The organism is Bacillus thuringiensis (assembly GCF_022095615.2).
In the GTDB taxonomy this organism is placed as follows: domain Bacteria; phylum Bacillota; class Bacilli; order Bacillales; family Bacillaceae_G; genus Bacillus_A; species Bacillus_A cereus_AG.
The window spans coordinates 4044562-4062591 of sequence record NZ_CP155559.1 but is presented as its reverse complement, the minus strand read 5'-3'; the positions used below and the strand labels follow the sequence as shown (position 1 = coordinate 4062591).

Sequence of the window (18030 nt, the reverse complement as noted above, 5' to 3'; positions counted from 1 at the left end):
ATTGAAATCATGTTAAGAGCTCAAGAAATTTCTAAGTGGTTTCGTAATTTACAACATTCGAAAAAACTAAGTTGGATTTCTTATGTTTTATTAGGAGCAGTGCTGTTTTTTGCACTTATGAATAATGTAAAACCAGAGCAATTAGATGTTGATATGTATTCTATTGCGAAAAAAACAATTCATTCTCCTATTAAAATTGAAGATAAGGTTATAACGGACAGAAAAAAACAAGAGGCCGCTCAAAAAGTTGGGGATCAATATACATATAGAAGTGAATATAAACAAAATAGAGTAGATATTGTAAATGATGTTTTTGCTAAGGTAAATGAAGTAATTCAAGAGATGAAAGCTGCTGGACCTGAAGAACAAAAAAAGATGACTGATGCAAATAAATTAGAAAAGTTGAAGAAGAAGTTGCCATCTAATTTAACAAAGGAATTATCTGATGAGAATTTATTATACTTTATTAATGCAGAACCGGATCAATTAGAATTAGCAAAGAATGCGGCTCTAACGTCTGTTAGTGTTATTATGGGTGGAAATATTAAAATGTCCGAAGAAATAGCGGCAAAAGAGCGATTTGTTAATGAAATGAAAAGCCTCAATGTGAATAGCGGATTGAAGGAAGCTGTGAATGCGCTAGGATCATATGCGATTACGGCAAATTACTTTTATGATCCGGCTGTAACGAAAGAGAAGAAGAAAGCGGAAGAAGATTTAGTTCCACCTGTTTATATTCTTCAAGGACAAGTTATTGTTAGAGAAGGTGAAACAATTTCAAGTGATATGTATAATCAGTTGAAATTAGTCGGTTTATTAGAGAAAGGTAATAGTTTTCAGCCTTATGTTGGATTAGCGGTGCTCATTGGTGTGTTACTGTACTTTATGCATAAGCAGTTTGAAGTATTTTTACAGCGTAAAAGAGAAGACAGACCCTATGTTTTAGCATATATTACAATTTTATCTATCACGATTGTTTTAATGAAAACTATTAGTTTGTTTCAAAAGCTTGAATATGCAGGAATTGCGTATGTTGTCCCAGTTGCGATGGGAACAATACTTGTAAAACTAATGATTGGCGATCGATTTGTATTTTTAACAAGTATGATTTTTTCTGTGTGCGGAAGTATTATGTTTAATGAAGGAGTAACAAGTACACTTAATTATAGTGTAGGTATTTATGTGCTATTAAGTTCATTATCAGTAAGTATTTTCTTAAGAGAAAAAAATCGTCGTACGATGATTTTGCAAGCTGGTATACTCGTTTCTATCTTAAATGTAGTCGTCTTAGCGGCGTTATTATTATTACGTAATGGGAATTTTTCACCTCTTGAAATTGGAACGCAATTATTGATGGCTTCCGTTTCAGGGATTATCTCATCCGTTTTAGCGATGGGGATATTACCATATTTAGAGAGTGGACTTGGAATTGTATCAAGCATGAAGCTTATGGAACTATCAAGTCCGAATCATCCGCTTTTGCGTAGAATTTTGTTAGAAGCGCCAGGAACATATCACCACAGTGTAATGGTAGCGAATCTTTCTGAGGCAGCTTGTGAAGCGGTTGGAGCAAATGGTGTATTAGCACGTGTAGGGGCGTATTATCATGATGTAGGAAAAACAGTACAACCGCAATTCTTTATTGAAAATCAGATGGGAATTGAAAATCCACATGATAAATTAGATCCTGTGACGAGTAAAGATATTATCATTGCTCATGTAACAGATGGAGTCAGAATGCTCGAAGAATACCATATTCCGCAAGAAATTATCGATATTGCGGGACAACACCATGGTACAACATTACTTAAATATTTTTATTATAAGGCGATTAAAGAAGATAAAGAAAAATATACAGAAGAGATGTTCCGCTATCCGGGATCAAAAGCAACTTCTAAAGAGTCGGCAATTGTTGGTATTGCTGATAGTGTTGAGGCGGCGGTACGTTCTATGAATCACCCAACGCCAGATCAAATTAATAATTTAGTACAAAGTATTATTAAAGATCGCCTGCAAGATGGGCAATTTAGTGAATGTGATTTGACGTTTAAGGAACTACAAATCGTTGGAAAAACGTTATGTGAAACGTTAAATGGTATTTTCCATTCGCGTATTACATATCCGGAACCACCGGAAGAGAAGGAGAAAGAATGAGTTTATTAATTGATTTCATTGATGAAACAGAAGAAGTGAAAGAAGAATATGTGAATTTAATTCGTGAGATATTAGAAAAAGCAGCTCAAATGGAAAAAATAGAGGATGGTGCGGAGTTATCAGTGACATTTGTAGATAACGAACGCATTCGCGAGATTAATCGTGATTACCGAGATAAAGATCAGCCTACTGATGTCATTTCCTTTGCTATGGAAGAAATGGGAGAAGGAGAAATGGAAATTGTAGGTGCAGAGATGCCTCGCATGTTAGGTGACCTTATTATTTCTATTCCGAGAGCGAAAGAACAAGCTGAAGAGTATGGACATTCTTTTGATCGTGAACTTGGCTTTTTAGCGTTACATGGCTTTTTGCATTTACTTGGTTATGACCACATGACAGAAGAGGATGAAAAAGAAATGTTTGGAAGACAAAAAGAAATTTTAGAGGCATTTGGATTAGGTCGATGAAAAAAGGAAAACTTATAAATAGTTTTGGATATGCTATAGCAGGTATATTCTTTTGTCTTCGTCATGAACGAAATATGAAAATTCATTATTTAGCCGCAGTCATTGTTATATGCTGCGGTTTTTATTTCCATATTACGAAAGTAGAGTGGATGGTATTACTTATTGTAATAGGAATTGTAATGAGTTTAGAGATGGTAAATACGGCTGTGGAAAAAACAGTAGATTTAGCGACTACCGATATACATCCGTTTGCGAAAATTGCAAAGGATGTCGCAGCCGGAGCGGTTTTATTGTTTGCGATAATAGCCGTTATAATTGGTGCTATTATCTTTTTGCCGTATGTGGTATAGTTGCATTCCAAAGCTTTTATTAAGCTTTGAAAGTGCCGTAAAGGTCTTTAATCAGAGAGTGTATCTATTCACAGCTGTGGACAGGAAGGATGCGGGAATATGAATAGTAAACAATTAATTCAAGAAGCAATCGAAGCGCGTAAACAAGCGTACGTACCATATTCTAAATTTCAAGTAGGTGCAGCATTATTAACACAGGATGGAAAAGTATATCGTGGATGTAATGTTGAGAATGCATCATATGGCTTATGTAACTGTGCAGAAAGAACAGCTTTATTTAAGGCGGTTTCTGAAGGAGATAAAGAGTTTGTAGCTATCGCAATTGTGGCAGATACAAAGCGTCCGGTACCTCCTTGTGGAGCATGTCGACAAGTTATGGTAGAATTATGTAAACAGGATACGAAAGTATACCTATCAAATTTACATGGTGACGTTCAAGAGACGACAGTCGGAGAATTGTTGCCAGGAGCATTTTTAGCGGAGGATTTACATGAATAGAAAAGGTTATAAATCAGGTTTTGTCTCTATTATTGGCAGACCGAATGTTGGGAAATCTACATTTTTAAATCGTATTATCGGCCAGAAAATTGCGATTATGAGTGACAAGCCACAAACAACTCGTAATAAAATTCAAGGCGTATATACAGAAAATGATTCACAAGTAATTTTCATTGATACACCAGGAATACATAAGCCTAAACATAAATTAGGCGACTTCATGGTGAAGATGGCTCAAACGACATTAAAAGAAGTTGATATTGTTCTGTTTATGGTCAATGCAGTTGAAGGATTTGGTCGTGGTGAGGAATTCATTATTGAGAAATTAAAAGAAACGAAACAACCAGTATTTTTAGTAATTAATAAAATTGACCAACTTCATCCAGAGCAATTATTAGAGTTAATTGATCAATACCGTAAACTATATGAGTTTGCAGAGATTGTACCAATTTCTGCATTAGACGGCAATAATGTGGATGCTTTAATTGGAACAATTAAAAAGTATTTACCAGAAGGACCGCAATACTACCCAGATAATCAAGTAACGGATCATCCAGAGCGATTTATTATTTCAGAGCTTATTCGTGAGAAAGTACTACATTTAACACGTGAAGAAGTGCCTCATTCTGTGGCTGTTGTTATCGATGCAATCCAAAAACGCGAAGGCGGGGCAGTTTATATCAATGCAACGATTGTTGTTGAACGTCCGTCGCAAAAAGGGATTATTATCGGAAAACAAGGGAAGATGTTAAAAGAAGTTGGTAAGCGAGCTCGTTTTGATATTGAAGCATTACTTGGTTCTAAAGTATTTTTAGAAGTATGGGTAAAAGTGCAAAAAGATTGGCGTAATAAAATGTCTCAGCTTCGTGACCTTGGTTTCCGCGAAGACGAGTACTAAAATAGAGTGCAGCTGTAATCAGCGGATGCTTTGTTCATCCGCTGATTATTGGTTTTTATGAGTTTTGATAAATTAGGAAAAATTTTTCTCACATGAAAATGGACAAAATGGGTCAATTTAATAACAACAAAGGAAATTGGTTTATAGGCTACGCTTATTGAGAAAGGTGGATTCTTATGCTAGATTTTACCTGGAAGTTTTTCTCCAAAACAGGAAGCATTGAAACGTACTTGCTTTTGAAAGAGATGGAAAAAGACGTAAACGATGAGATGGATCAACATGAAGAGGAGCTAGCGCATCTAGACTCTCCAATTTCTTGACCCGTTTTGTTCAAACCTTGGATGGTGACGAACATGTTTCAAAAAGTTGAGGGCATCGTTATCCGTACGACAGATTACGGAGAAACGAACAAGATTGTTACAATATTCTCAAGAGAATTGGGTAAGGTAAGTGCAATGGCCAGAGGGGCGAAAAAGCCGAAAAGCCGGTTAGCATCTGTTTCGCAACTTATGACCCATGGTAATTTTCTTATTCAAATGGGATCTGGGCTTGGAACTTTGCAACAAGGCGAGATTATTTCAACTATGAAAGAAATTCGCGAGGATATATTTTTAACTGCTTATGCATCATTTATTGTTGAGTTAACTGATAAAGCAACAGAAGATAAAAAACATAATCCATATTTATTTGAAATGTTATATCAAACGTTGCATTATATGTGTGAGGGTGTTGATTCAGAAGTATTATCATTAATTTATCAAACGAAAATGCTTCCAGTATTAGGGATGCGCCCGTATTTTGATACATGTGCGATTTGTCATCAAGAAACAGATTTTGTCGCCTTCTCTGTCCGGGAAGGCGGTTTTCTGTGCTCGCGTCATGCTGAGCAAGACCAGTATCGTATACCAGTGGGGGAAGCTGTTCATAAATTATTACGTCTTTTCTACCACTTCGATTTACATAGACTTGGCAATGTATCAGTGAAGGATAGCACAAAAAAACAAATGCGTTTAGTATTGAATACATATTATGATGAATATTGCGGGATTTATTTGAAATCAAGACGTTTCTTGGAACAACTTGATAAGTTTCAAATATAATTTTGGGCCGTATACGGTCCTTTTTACATCCTATCTTTTTCAAATAGCATATTTAGTATATAATATTTAAGAGATAGTATAACTTTTTTCGTTGTGCATTGAAGGTGGTGATTATCATAGAGCTGAATAAACGGCAAGAACATATCATTCAGATTGTAAAAGATCACGGTCCTATTACAGGGGAGTCAATTGCTGCGCAATTAGGATTAACACGTGCAACGCTAAGACCAGACTTAGCAATTTTAACGATGGCTGGTTATTTAGAAGCGCGTCCACGCGTAGGTTATTTTTATACGGGTAAAACTGGGGGGCAGCTATTATCTGAAGCTGTTAAGAAAATTAAAGTACAAGATTATCAATCTAGACCAGCTGTAATTGATAAAAATGTATCAGTATACGATGCGATTTGTACTATGTTTTTAGAGGACGTAGGTACATTATTCGTTGTAGATCAATCGACTCTATTAGTTGGCGTTGTATCTCGTAAAGATTTATTACGAGCTAGCCTAGGAAAGCAGGATTTAACCTCTCTTCCGGTTAATATTATCATGACAAGGATGCCAAACATTGCGATGTGTCGTAGAGAAGATTCTTTGTATGATATTGCGATGGAATTAATAGAAAGACAGATTGATGCGATGCCAGTTGTAAAAGATACGAAGCAAGGTTTAGAAGTGATTGGACGAATTACAAAAACAAATATTACACGTGCGTTTGTAAATTTAGTAAATAACGAATAAGTGTAATTTGTTTAAAGTGAGGTAATGTAATGGATAATAAAATCGTATATGTCGTATCTGACTCTGTTGGAGAAACGGCTGATTTGGTTGTTCGAGCAGCGATGGGGCAATTCCCATTCGCTCCTGATATTAGACGTGTACCGTATGTAGAAGATACAGGGACATTAAAAGAAGTGATTTCAATTGCTAAGAGCAATCAAGCGCTTATTTGTTTCACGTTAGTAAAGCCTGACATGCGCCAGTATTTAGTGACAGAGGCTGCGAAAGAAGGCGTAGAGGCATATGATATTATCGGGCCTCTTATCGATCAAATTGAAGAAATTACAGGCCAAGTACCAAGATATGAGCCGGGTGTTGTTCGTAGATTAGATGAAGAATACTTTAAAAAGATTGAAGCGATTGAGTTTGCTGTAAAGTATGATGATGGTAGAGACGCACGTGGCATTTTAAAAGCAGATATCGTGTTGATTGGTATTTCGCGCACATCAAAAACACCACTTTCTCAATATTTAGCTCATAACAAACGTTTGAAAGTTGCCAATGTACCGCTTGTACCAGAAGTAGATCCGCCTGAAGAATTATATCAAGTGGCTAAAGAAAAATGCTTCGGTTTGAAAATTACGCCAGATAAGTTGAATCATATTCGAAAAGAGCGATTGAAATCACTTGGACTAAGTGACGGTGCAACATATGCCAATATTAATCGTATTAAAGAAGAAATTGATCACTTTGAGAATGTAGTTGGTAAAATAAATTGTCAAGTAATTGATGTATCGAATAAAGCGATTGAAGAAACAGCCAACATCATTGTGAATGCAGTGCAAAACCAAAAATTGTTTTAGCACATTTACCAAAGGTGAATGTGCTTTTTTCGCTCGTGAGAAACACAATGCCTGTTGATTTCGTAATAGATTATAGCGGAGTGGTTATACTTATATTCTTCTGTCTTTTTATTATGCTAAAGGCAGGGTTTCGTTATCCTGAAATAGAAGATGAAAAAAATAAAGGGATATGTAGCGCAGTTGAAGAAAATATATTATAATAAAAAATTGTGATAAAAACCTATATTTTACGTTTAGACTTTAATTTTTCAGAATAAACTAGGGATAGGATTTACGAAAAGACATGTAATTACGTTAAATCGACAAAATCTATACAAGAAAACGCACATTATGGAAGGATTCGCAGAAGGGATGTAGAATACAGAAATATGCAAAACATCAATATCGTATTAGTTGATGCAGATGCATATCCTGTGAATGCTGAAAATTGTGCAAGTTGGAACGAAAGTTCATGTCGAAATTTTGTTTGTCACATCGTATGCTCATTGTTTAAGGAAGTAGCAAGGAAGTTTGGGTCTATGTAGATGCTGAATAAGCTAAAGTTGATTTTTTATATGTATCAACATGCAAAAGAAACAGATCTCGTGATCACATAGGATATGGTGCTTGCTAGTCTTCTTGTAAAAAGTGTATATGTATTGTCTCCAGGAGATACATTTGTAACAGATGAGCAAATGGATACAATTTTATATAGTAGGTACGTATCTGCGAAATTACGTAGAAAAAGGCCTGAAAAATCGTTTGATAACGTGATCGACAACACTTTCTAATAAGTTTAGAAAAAATATTGTCGAATTATAAAGGAATTTTTTAATTTATATCGAATACAAAATACGACACGGAGATGGATTTATGGGGAACAGAATTCCCGAAGAAGTTGTTGAACAGATTCGGACGTCATCGGATATTGTAGAAGTGATTGGTGAATACGTTCAACTTAGAAAACAGGGGCGTAACTACTTTGGCCTTTGTCCATTTCATGGTGAGAATTCTCCTTCATTCTCTGTTTCATCTGATAAGCAAATTTTTCATTGCTTCGGATGTGGAGAAGGTGGAAATGTATTTTCCTTTCTAATGAAAATGGAAGGATTGGCTTTTACCGAGGCTGTTCAAAAGCTAGGTGAAAGAAATGGAACTGCAGTTGCAGAGTATACATCAGGGCAAGGACAACAAGAAGACATATCTGATGACACTGTCATCATGCAACAGGCTCATGAACTTTTGAAAAAGTATTATCATCATTTATTAGTAAATACAGAAGAAGGAAATGAAGCACTTTCGTATTTGTTAAAACGTGGTATTACGAAAGAGATGATTGAGAAGTTTGAAATTGGTTATGCGTCACCTGCTTGGGATGCAGCAACGAAAATTTTACAAAAAAGAGGTTTATCGCTGTCTAGTATGGAACAAGCTGGTCTTCTCATAAGAAGCGAGAAGGATGGTAGTCATTATGATCGCTTCCGTGGAAGAGTTATGTTTCCAATCTATACGTTACAAGGTAAAGTGATAGCGTTTAGTGGAAGGGCATTGGGAGATGACACTCCGAAATATTTAAATAGCCCTGAAACACCGATTTTTCATAAAAGTAAATTGTTGTATAACTTCCACCAAGCGAGGCCGTTTATTAGAAAACGTGGGCAAGTGGTCCTTTTTGAAGGGTATGCCGACGTAATGGCTGCGGTAAAAAGTGGTGTGGAAGAAGCTGTTGCGACAATGGGAACAGCTTTAACTGAAGAACAAGCAAAACTTCTGCGACGTAACGTTGAAACTGTTGTTCTTTGCTATGATGGTGATAAAGCAGGGCGAGAAGCAACGATGAAAGCAGGGCAATTATTGCTAAAAGTTGGTTGCCAAGTGAAAGTTACATCCTTGCCAGATAAGCTTGATCCTGATGAATATGTGCAACAATATGGGACAACTGCTTTTGAAAATCTTGTGAAATCAAGTATAAGTTTTGTTGGTTTTAAAATAAATTATTTGCGTTTAGGGAAAAATTTGCAAGATGAGTCTGGCAAAGAAGAATATGTGAAAAGTGTTTTAAAAGAGTTATCGTTGCTACAGGATGCGATGCAGGCAGAATCATATTTGAAGTCATTATCGCAAGAATTTTCGTATTCAATGGAAACACTTTTGAATCAATTGCACCAATATCGCAAAGAACAAAAGGTACAGCAAAAACAAGTAAAGCAGGTTTCTAAGCCGTCTCAAATTGTTCAAACAAAACCGAAGTTAACAGGTTTTGAAAGGGCAGAAAGAGAAATTATTTACCATATGTTGCAAAGTCCAGAAGTGGCTGTTCGTATGGAATCCCACATAGAAGATTTTCATACAGAAGAACATAAAGGGATTTTATATGAACTATACGCATATTATGAAAAGGGAAATGAACCTTCAGTCGGAACATTTTTAAGTTGGCTCTCTGATGAGAAGTTAAAAAATATTATCACTGATATTTCGACGGATGAATTTATTAATCCAGAATACACAGAAGAAGTGTTACAAGGCCATTTGGAGACGCTCAGACGTCACCAAGAAAAACTTGAAAAGACGGAAATCATCTTTAAGGTAAAACAAATGGAAAAAACAGATCCTGTAGAAGCTGCTAAATATTATGTAGCATATTTACAAAATCAAAAAGCGAGAAAATAGCTTTTTTGATAAATTTTTAGTATAATGAATGTTTGTATCTCGCGTAAGGAGGGGAACAGATGGCTGACAAACCAGCTCGTTCTAAACAAATTGAAACTGAAATGACCCTTGAGCAAGTGAAAGAACAACTCACTGAGCTCGGAAAAAAACGTGGCGTTCTTACATATGAAGAGATTGCAGAACGCATGAATGGATTTGAAATTGAATCTGATCAAATGGATGAATACTATGAATATTTAGGTGAACAAGGGATTGACTTAGTTGGCGACAATGACAACGAAGAAGGCCCTAATAATCGCCAAATTACAAAAGCGGAAGAAGAATTCGACCTTAATGATTTAAGTGTACCACCTGGGGTTAAAATCAATGATCCTGTTCGTATGTATTTAAAAGAAATTGGTCGTGTAGATTTACTATCTGCAGAAGAAGAAATTCGACTTGCAACGCGTATTGAAGACGGCGATGAAGAAGCGAAACGTCGTCTTGCGGAAGCAAACTTACGTCTTGTAGTAAGTATTGCAAAGCGCTACGTGGGCCGTGGTATGCTTTTCTTAGACTTAATCCAAGAAGGGAATATGGGTCTAATTAAAGCGGTTGAAAAGTTCGATTATCGTAAAGGTTTCAAATTTAGTACGTATGCAACTTGGTGGATTCGTCAAGCAATTACACGTGCGATTGCAGACCAAGCAAGAACAATTCGTATCCCAGTTCATATGGTTGAAACGATTAATAAGTTAATTCGTGTACAACGTCAATTACTACAAGATTTAGGACGTGAACCATCTCCTGAAGAGATTGGTGAAGAAATGGATCTTGCTCCAGAAAAAGTACGTGAAATCTTAAAAATTGCACAGGAGCCAGTTTCTCTTGAAACACCGATTGGTGAAGAAGATGACTCCCATTTAGGTGATTTCATTGAAGACCAAGAAGCAACATCGCCTGCGGACCATGCAGCGTATGAATTGCTAAAAGAACAATTAGAAGATGTGTTAGATACACTAACAGATCGTGAAGAAAATGTTCTACGTCTTCGTTTCGGTTTAGATGATGGACGAACTCGTACGCTTGAAGAAGTTGGGAAAGTATTCGGCGTAACAAGAGAACGTATCCGTCAAATTGAAGCAAAAGCACTTCGTAAATTAAGACATCCAAGCCGTAGTAAGCGTCTTAAGGATTTCTTAGAGTAGGGCTACCTTTAAGTTTACTTCACCTTTGTGAAGTAAACTTTTTTATTTTGTTAATTTTTGTTAAACTTTAGCTATCGGCAACGATTACAATTTCTTGTAATTTATTTTACAGAATTGTCTTTTGATTTGCAAATGCTCATTTTTCGATTTTTCGATTAATTTTGTTTATTCTATACAAAAATATATGTAGAAAAGTGAAAAATATGATGAGAAACGTTAATAATTATCGAAATAATAAGCGATATTACAATGAAAAACAATAAACTGAATTTATGGAATATTTTTAATGATTAGTAGTTTACTCTTTTCTGATAGAGCGTTTTCAAGTACAATATAAATGACTGAATCATCTAACTATTTAGGGGTATAGAGGGGGGAGAAGAGATATGAAACGTAATCCGCTGATTCCGTTCGCTCTTATTGCAGCATTAGGTATTATCGTTATGTTTGTATTTTCATTTCAGGGGCTAAATAAATCTAAAGAGTTAGCTGATGCAAAAAATGGTGGGAAGCCAGCACAAACAGCATCAAAGCCAGAGGATATTGTGAAGCAAAGCTGTACGAGCTGCCACGGTGATCAGTTACAAGGGGCAGTAGGACCTAATTTACAAAAAATTGGTGGGAAACTTTCAAAAGATGAAATTAAAGAAATTCTTTCGAAAGGAAAAGGAAACATGCCGCCAAATATAGTTCCAGCTGATCAAGCCGCTAAAGTAGCTGATTGGTTATCAAAGAAAAAATAAAGTTCTGTATGACAAGCCTTTTGCTTATGCAAAGGGCTTGTTTTTCTATATTTTCTAAAATACGATGAATGATAGAGATGTGAATTGTTGTTATAGGCTTGCAACAACTACTATAAATTCATTATCATGGAGACAGACTGACAAGAGAAGGAGTAATGGAAATACATGAATGAAGTAAAGCTTTCAAAACGATTAGAAGAAGTTGTTCGTGAAATACCGGTAGGATCTACAGTAGCTGATATTGGATCGGATCATGCGTATTTACCGTGTTATACAATTATAAATAATATTGCTACAAAAGCAGTTGCTGGAGAGGTTGTAGATGGACCATTTCGATCTGCGCAAGCAACTGTAGCTGAAAGTGGCTTACAAGATAAAGTAGATGTGCGTAAAGGGAATGGATTAGCTGTTATAGCGCCAGGAGAAGTAGATGTAATTACGGTTGCTGGAATGGGCGGAGCGTTAATTCGTGACATTTTAGAAAGTGGTAAAGAAAAATTAGTAGGTGTAACGCGTTTAATTTTACAGCCGAATATTGCAGCGCATCACATTCGTGAATGGTTTATTGAGAATGGATGGGAGCTTATCCATGAAAAAATCGTAAAAGAAGATGGGAAAATTTACGAAATTTTAGTAGGGGAGCGCGGAAACATCGACCTTCCTTATTCCGAAAATAAACAAGCTGAATTGTTTATGGGACCATTTTTAATAAAAGAAAAAAGTGAAGCTTTCGTTGAAAAATGGGAAGGGGAATTGAAAAACTTCCAAAATATTTTAAAACAGTTAGAACGTGCGGCTGATTCTGAAGAAACAAAAGCGAAGCGTGCGAAAGTCGAAGCGAAAATGAAAATGATAGAGGAGGTTTTATCATGAGTAAAACTCCAAATGGCCATGAAATTATTTCTTTATTTGAAAGTATGTATCCAAAGCATTTGGCGATGGAAGGAGATAAGATTGGACTGCAGATTGGAGCGCTTAATAAGCCTGTACAACACGTATTAATTGCGTTAGATGTAACGGAAGAAGTTGTGGATGAAGCAATACAATTAGGAGCGAATGTCATTATTGCTCATCACCCTTTAATTTTTAACCCGTTAAAAGCGATTCATACAGATAAGGCGTATGGGAAAATTATTGAAAAGTGTATTAAAAATGATATTGCAATCTATGCAGCGCATACAAATGTGGATGTTGCTAAGGGCGGAGTAAATGATTTACTTGCTGAGGCGTTAGGATTGCAAGATACAGAAGTTTTGGCATCGACATATGCAGAAGAAATGAAAAAAATTGTTGTGTTTGTACCTGAAACTCATGAAGAAGAAGTAAGAAAAGCATTAGGAGACGCAGGTGCTGGTCATATCGGCAATTATAGCCACTGTACGTTTAATAGCGAGGGTACAGGCACGTTTGTACCTCAAGAGGGGACAAATCCTTATATCGGGGAAACTGGGCAGTTAGAACGCGTAGAAGAAGCACGAATCGAAACGATTATTCCAGCTTCACTACAGCGAAAAGTGATTAAAGCAATGGTGACGGCGCATCCATATGAAGAAGTAGCATATGATGTGTACCCACTTGATAACAAAGGCGAAACATTAGGGCTTGGAAAAATAGGATATTTACAAGAAGAAATGACACTTGGACAGTTTGCAGAACATGTAAAGCAATCATTAGATGTAAAGGGTGCACGAGTTGTTGGGAAATTAGATGATAAAGTGCGCAAAGTAGCTGTACTGGGTGGCGATGGTAACAAATACATCAATCAAGCTAAATTTAAAGGAGCGGATGTATATGTAACAGGAGACATGTATTATCATGTTGCTCATGATGCGATGATGCTCGGTTTAAATATAGTTGACCCAGGACATAACGTTGAAAAAGTAATGAAGCAAGGTGTGCAAAAGCAATTACAAGAAAAAGTGGATGCAAAGAACTTTAATGCACACATTCATGCTTCGCAATTACATACAGATCCATTTACATTTGTATAAGAAAAATAAAAAACCGTTGCTCATATAGGCAACGGTTTTTATTATTGTTCTTTTTTCACTTTTACACGAGGTAATATTTTTTGTAACGGTACTTTTCGAACTCTCTCCCATGTAGCGGGATTCATTGGATCATATTGATCTAAGAAAGCGATAACTTCTTTTGTAATTGGAGTTGGAGTAGAAGCACCTGCTGTAACAGCTACGTTTTCTACACCTTGTAGCCACTCTAACTTAATCTCACTTACGTCTGCGACGCGGTACGCTTTCGTACCAGCGATTTCTTGTGATACCTGTGCTAAACGGTTTGAGTTGTTACTTTTTGGATCACCAACAACAATTGTTAAGTCTGCAACATCAGCTTGTTTAGCAACAGCTTCTTGGCGAACTTGAGTTGCTAAACAAATTTCTTTATGAAATTCTGCTGTTGGGAATTTCTTCTGAATATCCTCCATTAAATGCTGGACATCCCATTGGCTCATCGTTGTTTGATTCGTAACTAAAATTTTATCCGTTGGGATTTCTAATGTTTCTAAATCAGCGGCTCTTTCGATAAGATGAACGATGTCAGGTGCAATACCAACCGCACCTTCTGGTTCAGGATGATTTTTTTTACCGATATAAATGATATGGTAACCTTCAGCTTTCTTTGCTTCAATAAGGTCATGCGTTTTTGTAACATCTGGACAAGTGGCATCGATTGTCGTTAAACCTTTTTCTTTTGCACGCTGTTTAACTTCAGGAGAAACACCGTGAGCAGTAAAGATAACAGTACCAGAATCAATTTGATCTAAAATATCTAATCGACTTGGGCCGTCTAATGTAATGATGCCATCTTCTTCGAATGCATCTGTTACATGTTTGTTGTGAACAATCATACCTAAAATGTAAATAGGTCTTGGTAATGATGTATCTAATGCGGCGTTACGTGCAATAACCATCGCGTCCACAACACCGTAGCAATAACCACGAGGGGAAATTTTAACAATTTTCATATGAGTAATCCTCTCCTTCTAAACAAGGGATACTTTTGTGCATAGTCTTTTATATTATAAAGGAGGAGTGGATAGAAAACAAAGGATTGTTATACATATAGTTTTGGTTTTGTTGCTATTTTTTGAACAGGCTCCTCTCGTAATTCTTTTTCTATGACTGGCTCAATCACTATTTTTTTTCTTTTTCTTTTTTTTTGTGGAGGAGGCGGAGTTGCTACCTCAACCTTTTCTGTTATGTCTTTAGCTTGATCTTCAGTCGGATCTTCTTCCGTACTTTTTCCAGAGGTGAGGATTTTAACAATGCTTGGTAGGTTACGCATAATAGGACCGTACTGTTCGACGACAGGGCTTACAGATTGAACGACTTGGGATACCTTTTCGATATTGTTTATCATATTAGTTGGATTCGAAATTAAATTCGCAAAAAAACTGCCGATGCCGCTACTTGCTGCTGCTGTAGTTGCTGCACCGCCGCGCATTTCATTTGATTCATACATTTGAGGGGGGATCCTTTGCTCTGGATGCTGCTGCATGTATGGTTGATATTGTTGTGAGTATTGTTGTGAGTATTGCTGCGGGTATTGTTGAGGGTATTGTTGTTGATATTGGGGCGGCGGTTGCTGGTGCATCATTGGCGGCGGTCCTTCCATTTGTCGATAAGGCGGAACCATTTGCATGAAAGGCTCGGTTGGATCGTGTTTTTTAAAGAGTTTAGCAAGGAACCCTTTCTTTTTTTGTGCCATCGGTGGTAGCTGTGGAATTGGATATGGTGTATAAGGTTGCTGTCCTTGATTCGGATACATTTGCCTTGTGGGTGATTTTGGAAACATGTGAGAAATCCTCCTTTCTTCAGTTAGGTATATACACATACAATATGCAATAAGAGGGAAGAAGGTTAGTTTTTGAAGGGAAAACCTAAACTAAAGATGGATTTTACTTGTAGATTTCGATATAATGTAGACTTGACTGATTTGTGCGCGCAGTAGAAATTTAGAAAGAAGGTGTAACTTATGACACAACAAACTTTTACACAGTATGATTTTAAACCATTTTTAATAGATGCAGTTCGTGAACTACGCTTTACAGAGCCGACAGGAATTCAAAAGAAAATTTTCCCGGTCGTGAAAAAAGGTGTAAGTGTAATTGGACAATCCCAAACAGGTTCTGGGAAAACACATGCATACTTACTTCCTACATTGAACCGAATTAATGCAAGTCGTGAAGAAGTACAACTTGTTATTACAGCGCCTACTCGTGAGTTAGCACAACAAATTTACGAAGAAATCGTGAAATTAACAAAGTTTTGTGCGGAAGATCAAATGATTACAGCACGTTGTTTAATTGGTGGAACTGATAAACAACGATCAATTGAAAAGTTGAAAAAACAACCTCATATTGTAGTTGGAACACCAGGACGTATTAAAGATTTAGTAGAAGCGCAAGCATTATTTGTTCATAAAGCAAATACTATTATTGTCGATGAAGCAGACTTAATGCTTGACATGGGATTCATTCATGATGTAGACAAAATTGCATCACGCATGCCTAGAAACTTGCAAATGCTAGTTTTCTCTGCAACAATTCCTCAAAAACTAAAACCGTTTCTGAAGAAATATATGGAGAATCCAGAGCATATTCATATCAATCCAAAACAAGTTGCGGCTGGGAATATTGAGCATTATTTAGTACCTTCTAAACATCGTAACAAAATCGATTTAGTGAACAAAATGTTGCTACAATTTAAACCGTATTTAGCAGTTGTTTTCACGAATACGAAGAAGATGGCGGATCAGGTTGCTGACGGATTAATGGAACGTGGCCTAAAAGTTGGACGAATTCACGGAGATTTATCACCGCGTGATCGTAAAAAAATGATGAAACAAATTCGTGATCTTGAATTCCAATATATTGTTGCAACTGATTTAGCAGCACGTGGTATTGATATTGAAGGAATTAGTCATGTTATTAACTACGAACTTCCATCAGATTTAGATTTCTTCGTTCACCGTGTTGGAAGAACAGCACGTGCGGGGCATTCAGGTATTGCAGTGACGATTTATGATCCAGCAAACGAAGAAGCGTTAGATAGTTTAGAAAAACAACGTCATATTGAGTTTAAGCATGTAGAGTTACGTGGAGATGAGTGGGCGGATTTAGGTGAACGTCGTCGTCGTAAGAGCCGTAAAAAACCAAATGATGAACTTGACGTTATGGCAACGAAAGTTATTAAAAAGCCGAAAAAAGTAAAACCAAACTATAAACGTAAACTTGCAACAGAACGTGACAAAGTGAAGAAAAAATATAGCCATAAAAAAAGATAAGGGGAGCCCCCTTATCTTTTTTTATCCGGCTATTTGCGGGATGAAAATCAGTGGAGGATGGAAAAAACACTGATTAAAGTTTTGGTGTAGCTAGTTACAATTTGCGTAGTGTTTTAGGAACAAACAATTCACTACATATTTCTACAAATTATGCTATCATTATATCTATTGTATATTGAAGAGGTGATTGTATGTTAAAGATTGGATCTCATGTTTCTATGAGTGGTAAGAAAATGTTATTAGCAGCAAGTGAAGAGGCTGTTTCATACGGTGCAACGACGTTTATGATTTATACAGGTGCACCGCAAAATACACGAAGAAAACCAATTGAAGAATTGAACATAGAAGCAGGAAGAAAACATATGGAACTAAACGGTATTGAGGAAATTATCGTACATGCGCCATATATTATTAATCTTGGGAATACGACAAAGCCAGAAACATTCCAATTAGGTGTAGACTTCCTTCGCATGGAAATTGAAAGAACATCGGCATTAGGTGTAGCGAAACAAATTGTTCTTCACCCAGGTGCGCACGTTGGTGCAGGAGCGGATGCTGGTATTCAACAAATTATTAAAGGGCTTAATGAAGTATTAACGCCAGAGCAGACGGTTAACATTGCATTAGAAACGATGGCAGGAAAAGGAACAGAATGCGGTCGTAGCTTTGAAGAAATTGCAAAGATTATTGATGGTGTCAAATATAATGAAAAATTATCAGTATGCTTTGATACGTGTCATACGCATGATGCAGGATATGATATTGTAAATGATTTTGACGGCGTATTAAACGAATTTGATAAGATTGTTGGTATTGATCGTTTGCAAGTACTTCATATTAATGATAGTAAAAATGTATGCGGCGCAGGAAAGGACCGTCATGAAAATATCGGCTTCGGTCATATCGGTTATAAAGCGTTACATCATATTGTGCATCACCCGCAGTTAATGCACGTACCAAAAATTCTTGAAACACCATATGTAGGTGAAGATAAAAAAGATAAGAAGCCACCATATAAATTAGAAATCGAAATGCTGAAAAATGGTACTTTTGATGAAGGAATTCTTGAGAAAATTAAAGCGAAATAAGCAATAAGGA

General features: G+C 36.5%; 18 protein-coding genes. 16 read left to right on the top strand and 2 right to left on the bottom strand.

The window, feature by feature from the left end; all coding sequences use genetic code 11:
- Positions 1–9: 9 nt before the first annotated feature.
- From KZZ19_RS21035 to KZZ19_RS20970, 14 genes are all read left to right on the top strand, one after another.
- Positions 10–2154, top strand: a complete 2145-nt coding sequence (locus KZZ19_RS21035) for an HD family phosphohydrolase (protein ID WP_237979516.1) — start codon at positions 10–12, stop codon at positions 2152–2154.
- The gene (gene ybeY / locus KZZ19_RS21030; RefSeq protein WP_000054689.1) at positions 2151–2621 is read left to right on the top strand and encodes an rRNA maturation RNase YbeY; all 471 of its coding nucleotides are present in this window, start codon (positions 2151–2153) and stop codon (positions 2619–2621) included. Before KZZ19_RS21035 ends, ybeY begins: the two co-directional genes overlap by 4 nt.
- Positions 2618–2971, top strand: coding sequence for a diacylglycerol kinase family protein (locus KZZ19_RS21025; RefSeq protein ID WP_000715483.1), 354 nt, complete (start codon positions 2618–2620; stop codon positions 2969–2971). Before ybeY ends, KZZ19_RS21025 begins: the two co-directional genes overlap by 4 nt.
- A 99-nt stretch (positions 2972–3070) precedes the next feature.
- Positions 3071–3469, top strand: coding sequence for a cytidine deaminase (locus KZZ19_RS21020; RefSeq protein WP_001086294.1), 399 nt, complete (start codon positions 3071–3073; stop codon positions 3467–3469).
- The gene (gene era, locus KZZ19_RS21015) at positions 3462–4367 is read left to right on the top strand and encodes a GTPase Era (protein ID WP_061677310.1); all 906 of its coding nucleotides are present in this window, start codon (positions 3462–3464) and stop codon (positions 4365–4367) included. The genes KZZ19_RS21020 and era overlap by 8 nt, the downstream gene beginning before the upstream one ends.
- A 176-nt stretch (positions 4368–4543) precedes the next feature.
- Complete coding sequence (locus KZZ19_RS21010) at positions 4544–4687, top strand: YqzL family protein (RefSeq protein ID WP_000883924.1); 144 nt, start codon at positions 4544–4546, stop codon at positions 4685–4687.
- Between the two features lie 33 nt (positions 4688–4720).
- Complete coding sequence (recO, locus tag KZZ19_RS21005; protein ID WP_000487012.1) at positions 4721–5467, top strand: DNA repair protein RecO; 747 nt, start codon at positions 4721–4723, stop codon at positions 5465–5467.
- A 107-nt stretch (positions 5468–5574) separates the two neighbouring features.
- On the top strand, positions 5575–6207 hold the full coding sequence (locus tag KZZ19_RS21000) for a helix-turn-helix transcriptional regulator (RefSeq protein WP_000583755.1): 633 nt from the start codon (positions 5575–5577) through the stop codon (positions 6205–6207).
- A 29-nt stretch (positions 6208–6236) separates the two neighbouring features.
- The gene (locus tag KZZ19_RS20995; protein WP_000368940.1) at positions 6237–7049 is read left to right on the top strand and encodes a pyruvate, water dikinase regulatory protein; all 813 of its coding nucleotides are present in this window, start codon (positions 6237–6239) and stop codon (positions 7047–7049) included.
- An 852-nt stretch (positions 7050–7901) separates the two neighbouring features.
- Positions 7902–9698 carry a DNA primase gene (dnaG, locus tag KZZ19_RS20990; protein WP_237979515.1) on the top strand — a complete coding sequence of 599 codons (1797 nt, stop codon included), beginning with the start codon at positions 7902–7904 and terminating at the stop codon, positions 9696–9698.
- Between the two features lie 59 nt (positions 9699–9757).
- A complete protein-coding gene (rpoD, locus tag KZZ19_RS20985) occupies positions 9758–10885 on the top strand; it encodes an RNA polymerase sigma factor RpoD (protein ID WP_237979514.1) in 1128 nt (375 codons plus the stop codon).
- A 386-nt stretch (positions 10886–11271) separates the two neighbouring features.
- A complete protein-coding gene (gene cccA / locus KZZ19_RS20980; RefSeq protein WP_000828145.1) occupies positions 11272–11628 on the top strand; it encodes a cytochrome c550 in 357 nt (118 codons plus the stop codon).
- A gap of 165 nt (positions 11629–11793) precedes the next feature.
- The gene (locus tag KZZ19_RS20975) at positions 11794–12501 is read left to right on the top strand and encodes a tRNA (adenine(22)-N(1))-methyltransferase (RefSeq protein WP_237979512.1); all 708 of its coding nucleotides are present in this window, start codon (positions 11794–11796) and stop codon (positions 12499–12501) included.
- Positions 12498–13619: a Nif3-like dinuclear metal center hexameric protein gene (locus KZZ19_RS20970; protein WP_237979511.1), complete on the top strand. Its 1122-nt coding sequence runs from the start codon at positions 12498–12500 to the stop codon at positions 13617–13619. Before KZZ19_RS20975 ends, KZZ19_RS20970 begins: the two co-directional genes overlap by 4 nt.
- Before the next feature lie 41 nt (positions 13620–13660).
- Here KZZ19_RS20970 and KZZ19_RS20965 read toward each other — a convergent pair whose 3' ends face one another.
- Together KZZ19_RS20965 and KZZ19_RS20960 are read right to left on the bottom strand one after the other, a co-directional pair.
- Positions 13661–14611, bottom strand: coding sequence for a 4-hydroxy-3-methylbut-2-enyl diphosphate reductase (locus tag KZZ19_RS20965; RefSeq protein ID WP_098341783.1), 951 nt, complete (start codon positions 14609–14611; stop codon positions 13661–13663).
- 89 nt (positions 14612–14700) lie between these two features.
- Positions 14701–15441, bottom strand: a complete 741-nt coding sequence (locus KZZ19_RS20960; protein WP_237979510.1) for a YqfQ family protein — start codon at positions 15439–15441, stop codon at positions 14701–14703.
- A gap of 180 nt (positions 15442–15621) precedes the next feature.
- Here KZZ19_RS20960 and KZZ19_RS20955 point away from each other — a divergent pair, with 180 nt between their 5' ends.
- Positions 15622–16932 (top strand): DEAD/DEAH box helicase, encoded by a 1311-nt coding sequence (locus KZZ19_RS20955; RefSeq protein WP_087981972.1) that lies wholly within the window; start codon positions 15622–15624, stop codon positions 16930–16932.
- Positions 16933–17123: 191 nt separating this feature from the next.
- Positions 17124–18020, top strand: coding sequence for a deoxyribonuclease IV (locus tag KZZ19_RS20950; RefSeq protein WP_237979509.1), 897 nt, complete (start codon positions 17124–17126; stop codon positions 18018–18020).
- Positions 18021–18030: the final 10 nt, after the last annotated feature.

Excerpts from the sequence above, each read along its gene's own strand:
- KZZ19_RS20965 (WP_098341783.1), bottom strand. The coding sequence starts at position 14,611 with ATGAAAATTGTTAAAATTTCCCCTCGTGGTTATTGCTACGGTGTTGTG.
- dnaG (WP_237979515.1), top strand. The coding sequence starts at position 7,902 with ATGGGGAACAGAATTCCCGAAGAAGTTGTTGAACAGATTCGGACGTCA.
- KZZ19_RS20950 (WP_237979509.1), top strand. The coding sequence starts at position 17,124 with ATGTTAAAGATTGGATCTCATGTTTCTATGAGTGGTAAGAAAATGTTA.
- KZZ19_RS20955 (WP_087981972.1), top strand. The coding sequence starts at position 15,622 with ATGACACAACAAACTTTTACACAGTATGATTTTAAACCATTTTTAATA.
- KZZ19_RS20975 (WP_237979512.1), top strand. The coding sequence starts at position 11,794 with ATGAATGAAGTAAAGCTTTCAAAACGATTAGAAGAAGTTGTTCGTGAA.
- KZZ19_RS21010 (WP_000883924.1), top strand. The coding sequence starts at position 4,544 with ATGCTAGATTTTACCTGGAAGTTTTTCTCCAAAACAGGAAGCATTGAA.
- KZZ19_RS20995 (WP_000368940.1), top strand. The coding sequence starts at position 6,237 with ATGGATAATAAAATCGTATATGTCGTATCTGACTCTGTTGGAGAAACG.
- era (WP_061677310.1), top strand. The coding sequence starts at position 3,462 with ATGAATAGAAAAGGTTATAAATCAGGTTTTGTCTCTATTATTGGCAGA.
- KZZ19_RS20960 (WP_237979510.1), bottom strand. The coding sequence starts at position 15,441 with ATGTTTCCAAAATCACCCACAAGGCAAATGTATCCGAATCAAGGACAG.
- KZZ19_RS21025 (WP_000715483.1), top strand. The coding sequence starts at position 2,618 with ATGAAAAAAGGAAAACTTATAAATAGTTTTGGATATGCTATAGCAGGT.
- KZZ19_RS21035 (WP_237979516.1), top strand. The coding sequence starts at position 10 with ATGTTAAGAGCTCAAGAAATTTCTAAGTGGTTTCGTAATTTACAACAT.
- ybeY (WP_000054689.1), top strand. The coding sequence starts at position 2,151 with ATGAGTTTATTAATTGATTTCATTGATGAAACAGAAGAAGTGAAAGAA.
- KZZ19_RS20970 (WP_237979511.1), top strand. The coding sequence starts at position 12,498 with ATGAGTAAAACTCCAAATGGCCATGAAATTATTTCTTTATTTGAAAGT.
- rpoD (WP_237979514.1), top strand. The coding sequence starts at position 9,758 with ATGGCTGACAAACCAGCTCGTTCTAAACAAATTGAAACTGAAATGACC.
- recO (WP_000487012.1), top strand. The coding sequence starts at position 4,721 with ATGTTTCAAAAAGTTGAGGGCATCGTTATCCGTACGACAGATTACGGA.
- cccA (WP_000828145.1), top strand. The coding sequence starts at position 11,272 with ATGAAACGTAATCCGCTGATTCCGTTCGCTCTTATTGCAGCATTAGGT.
- KZZ19_RS21020 (WP_001086294.1), top strand. The coding sequence starts at position 3,071 with ATGAATAGTAAACAATTAATTCAAGAAGCAATCGAAGCGCGTAAACAA.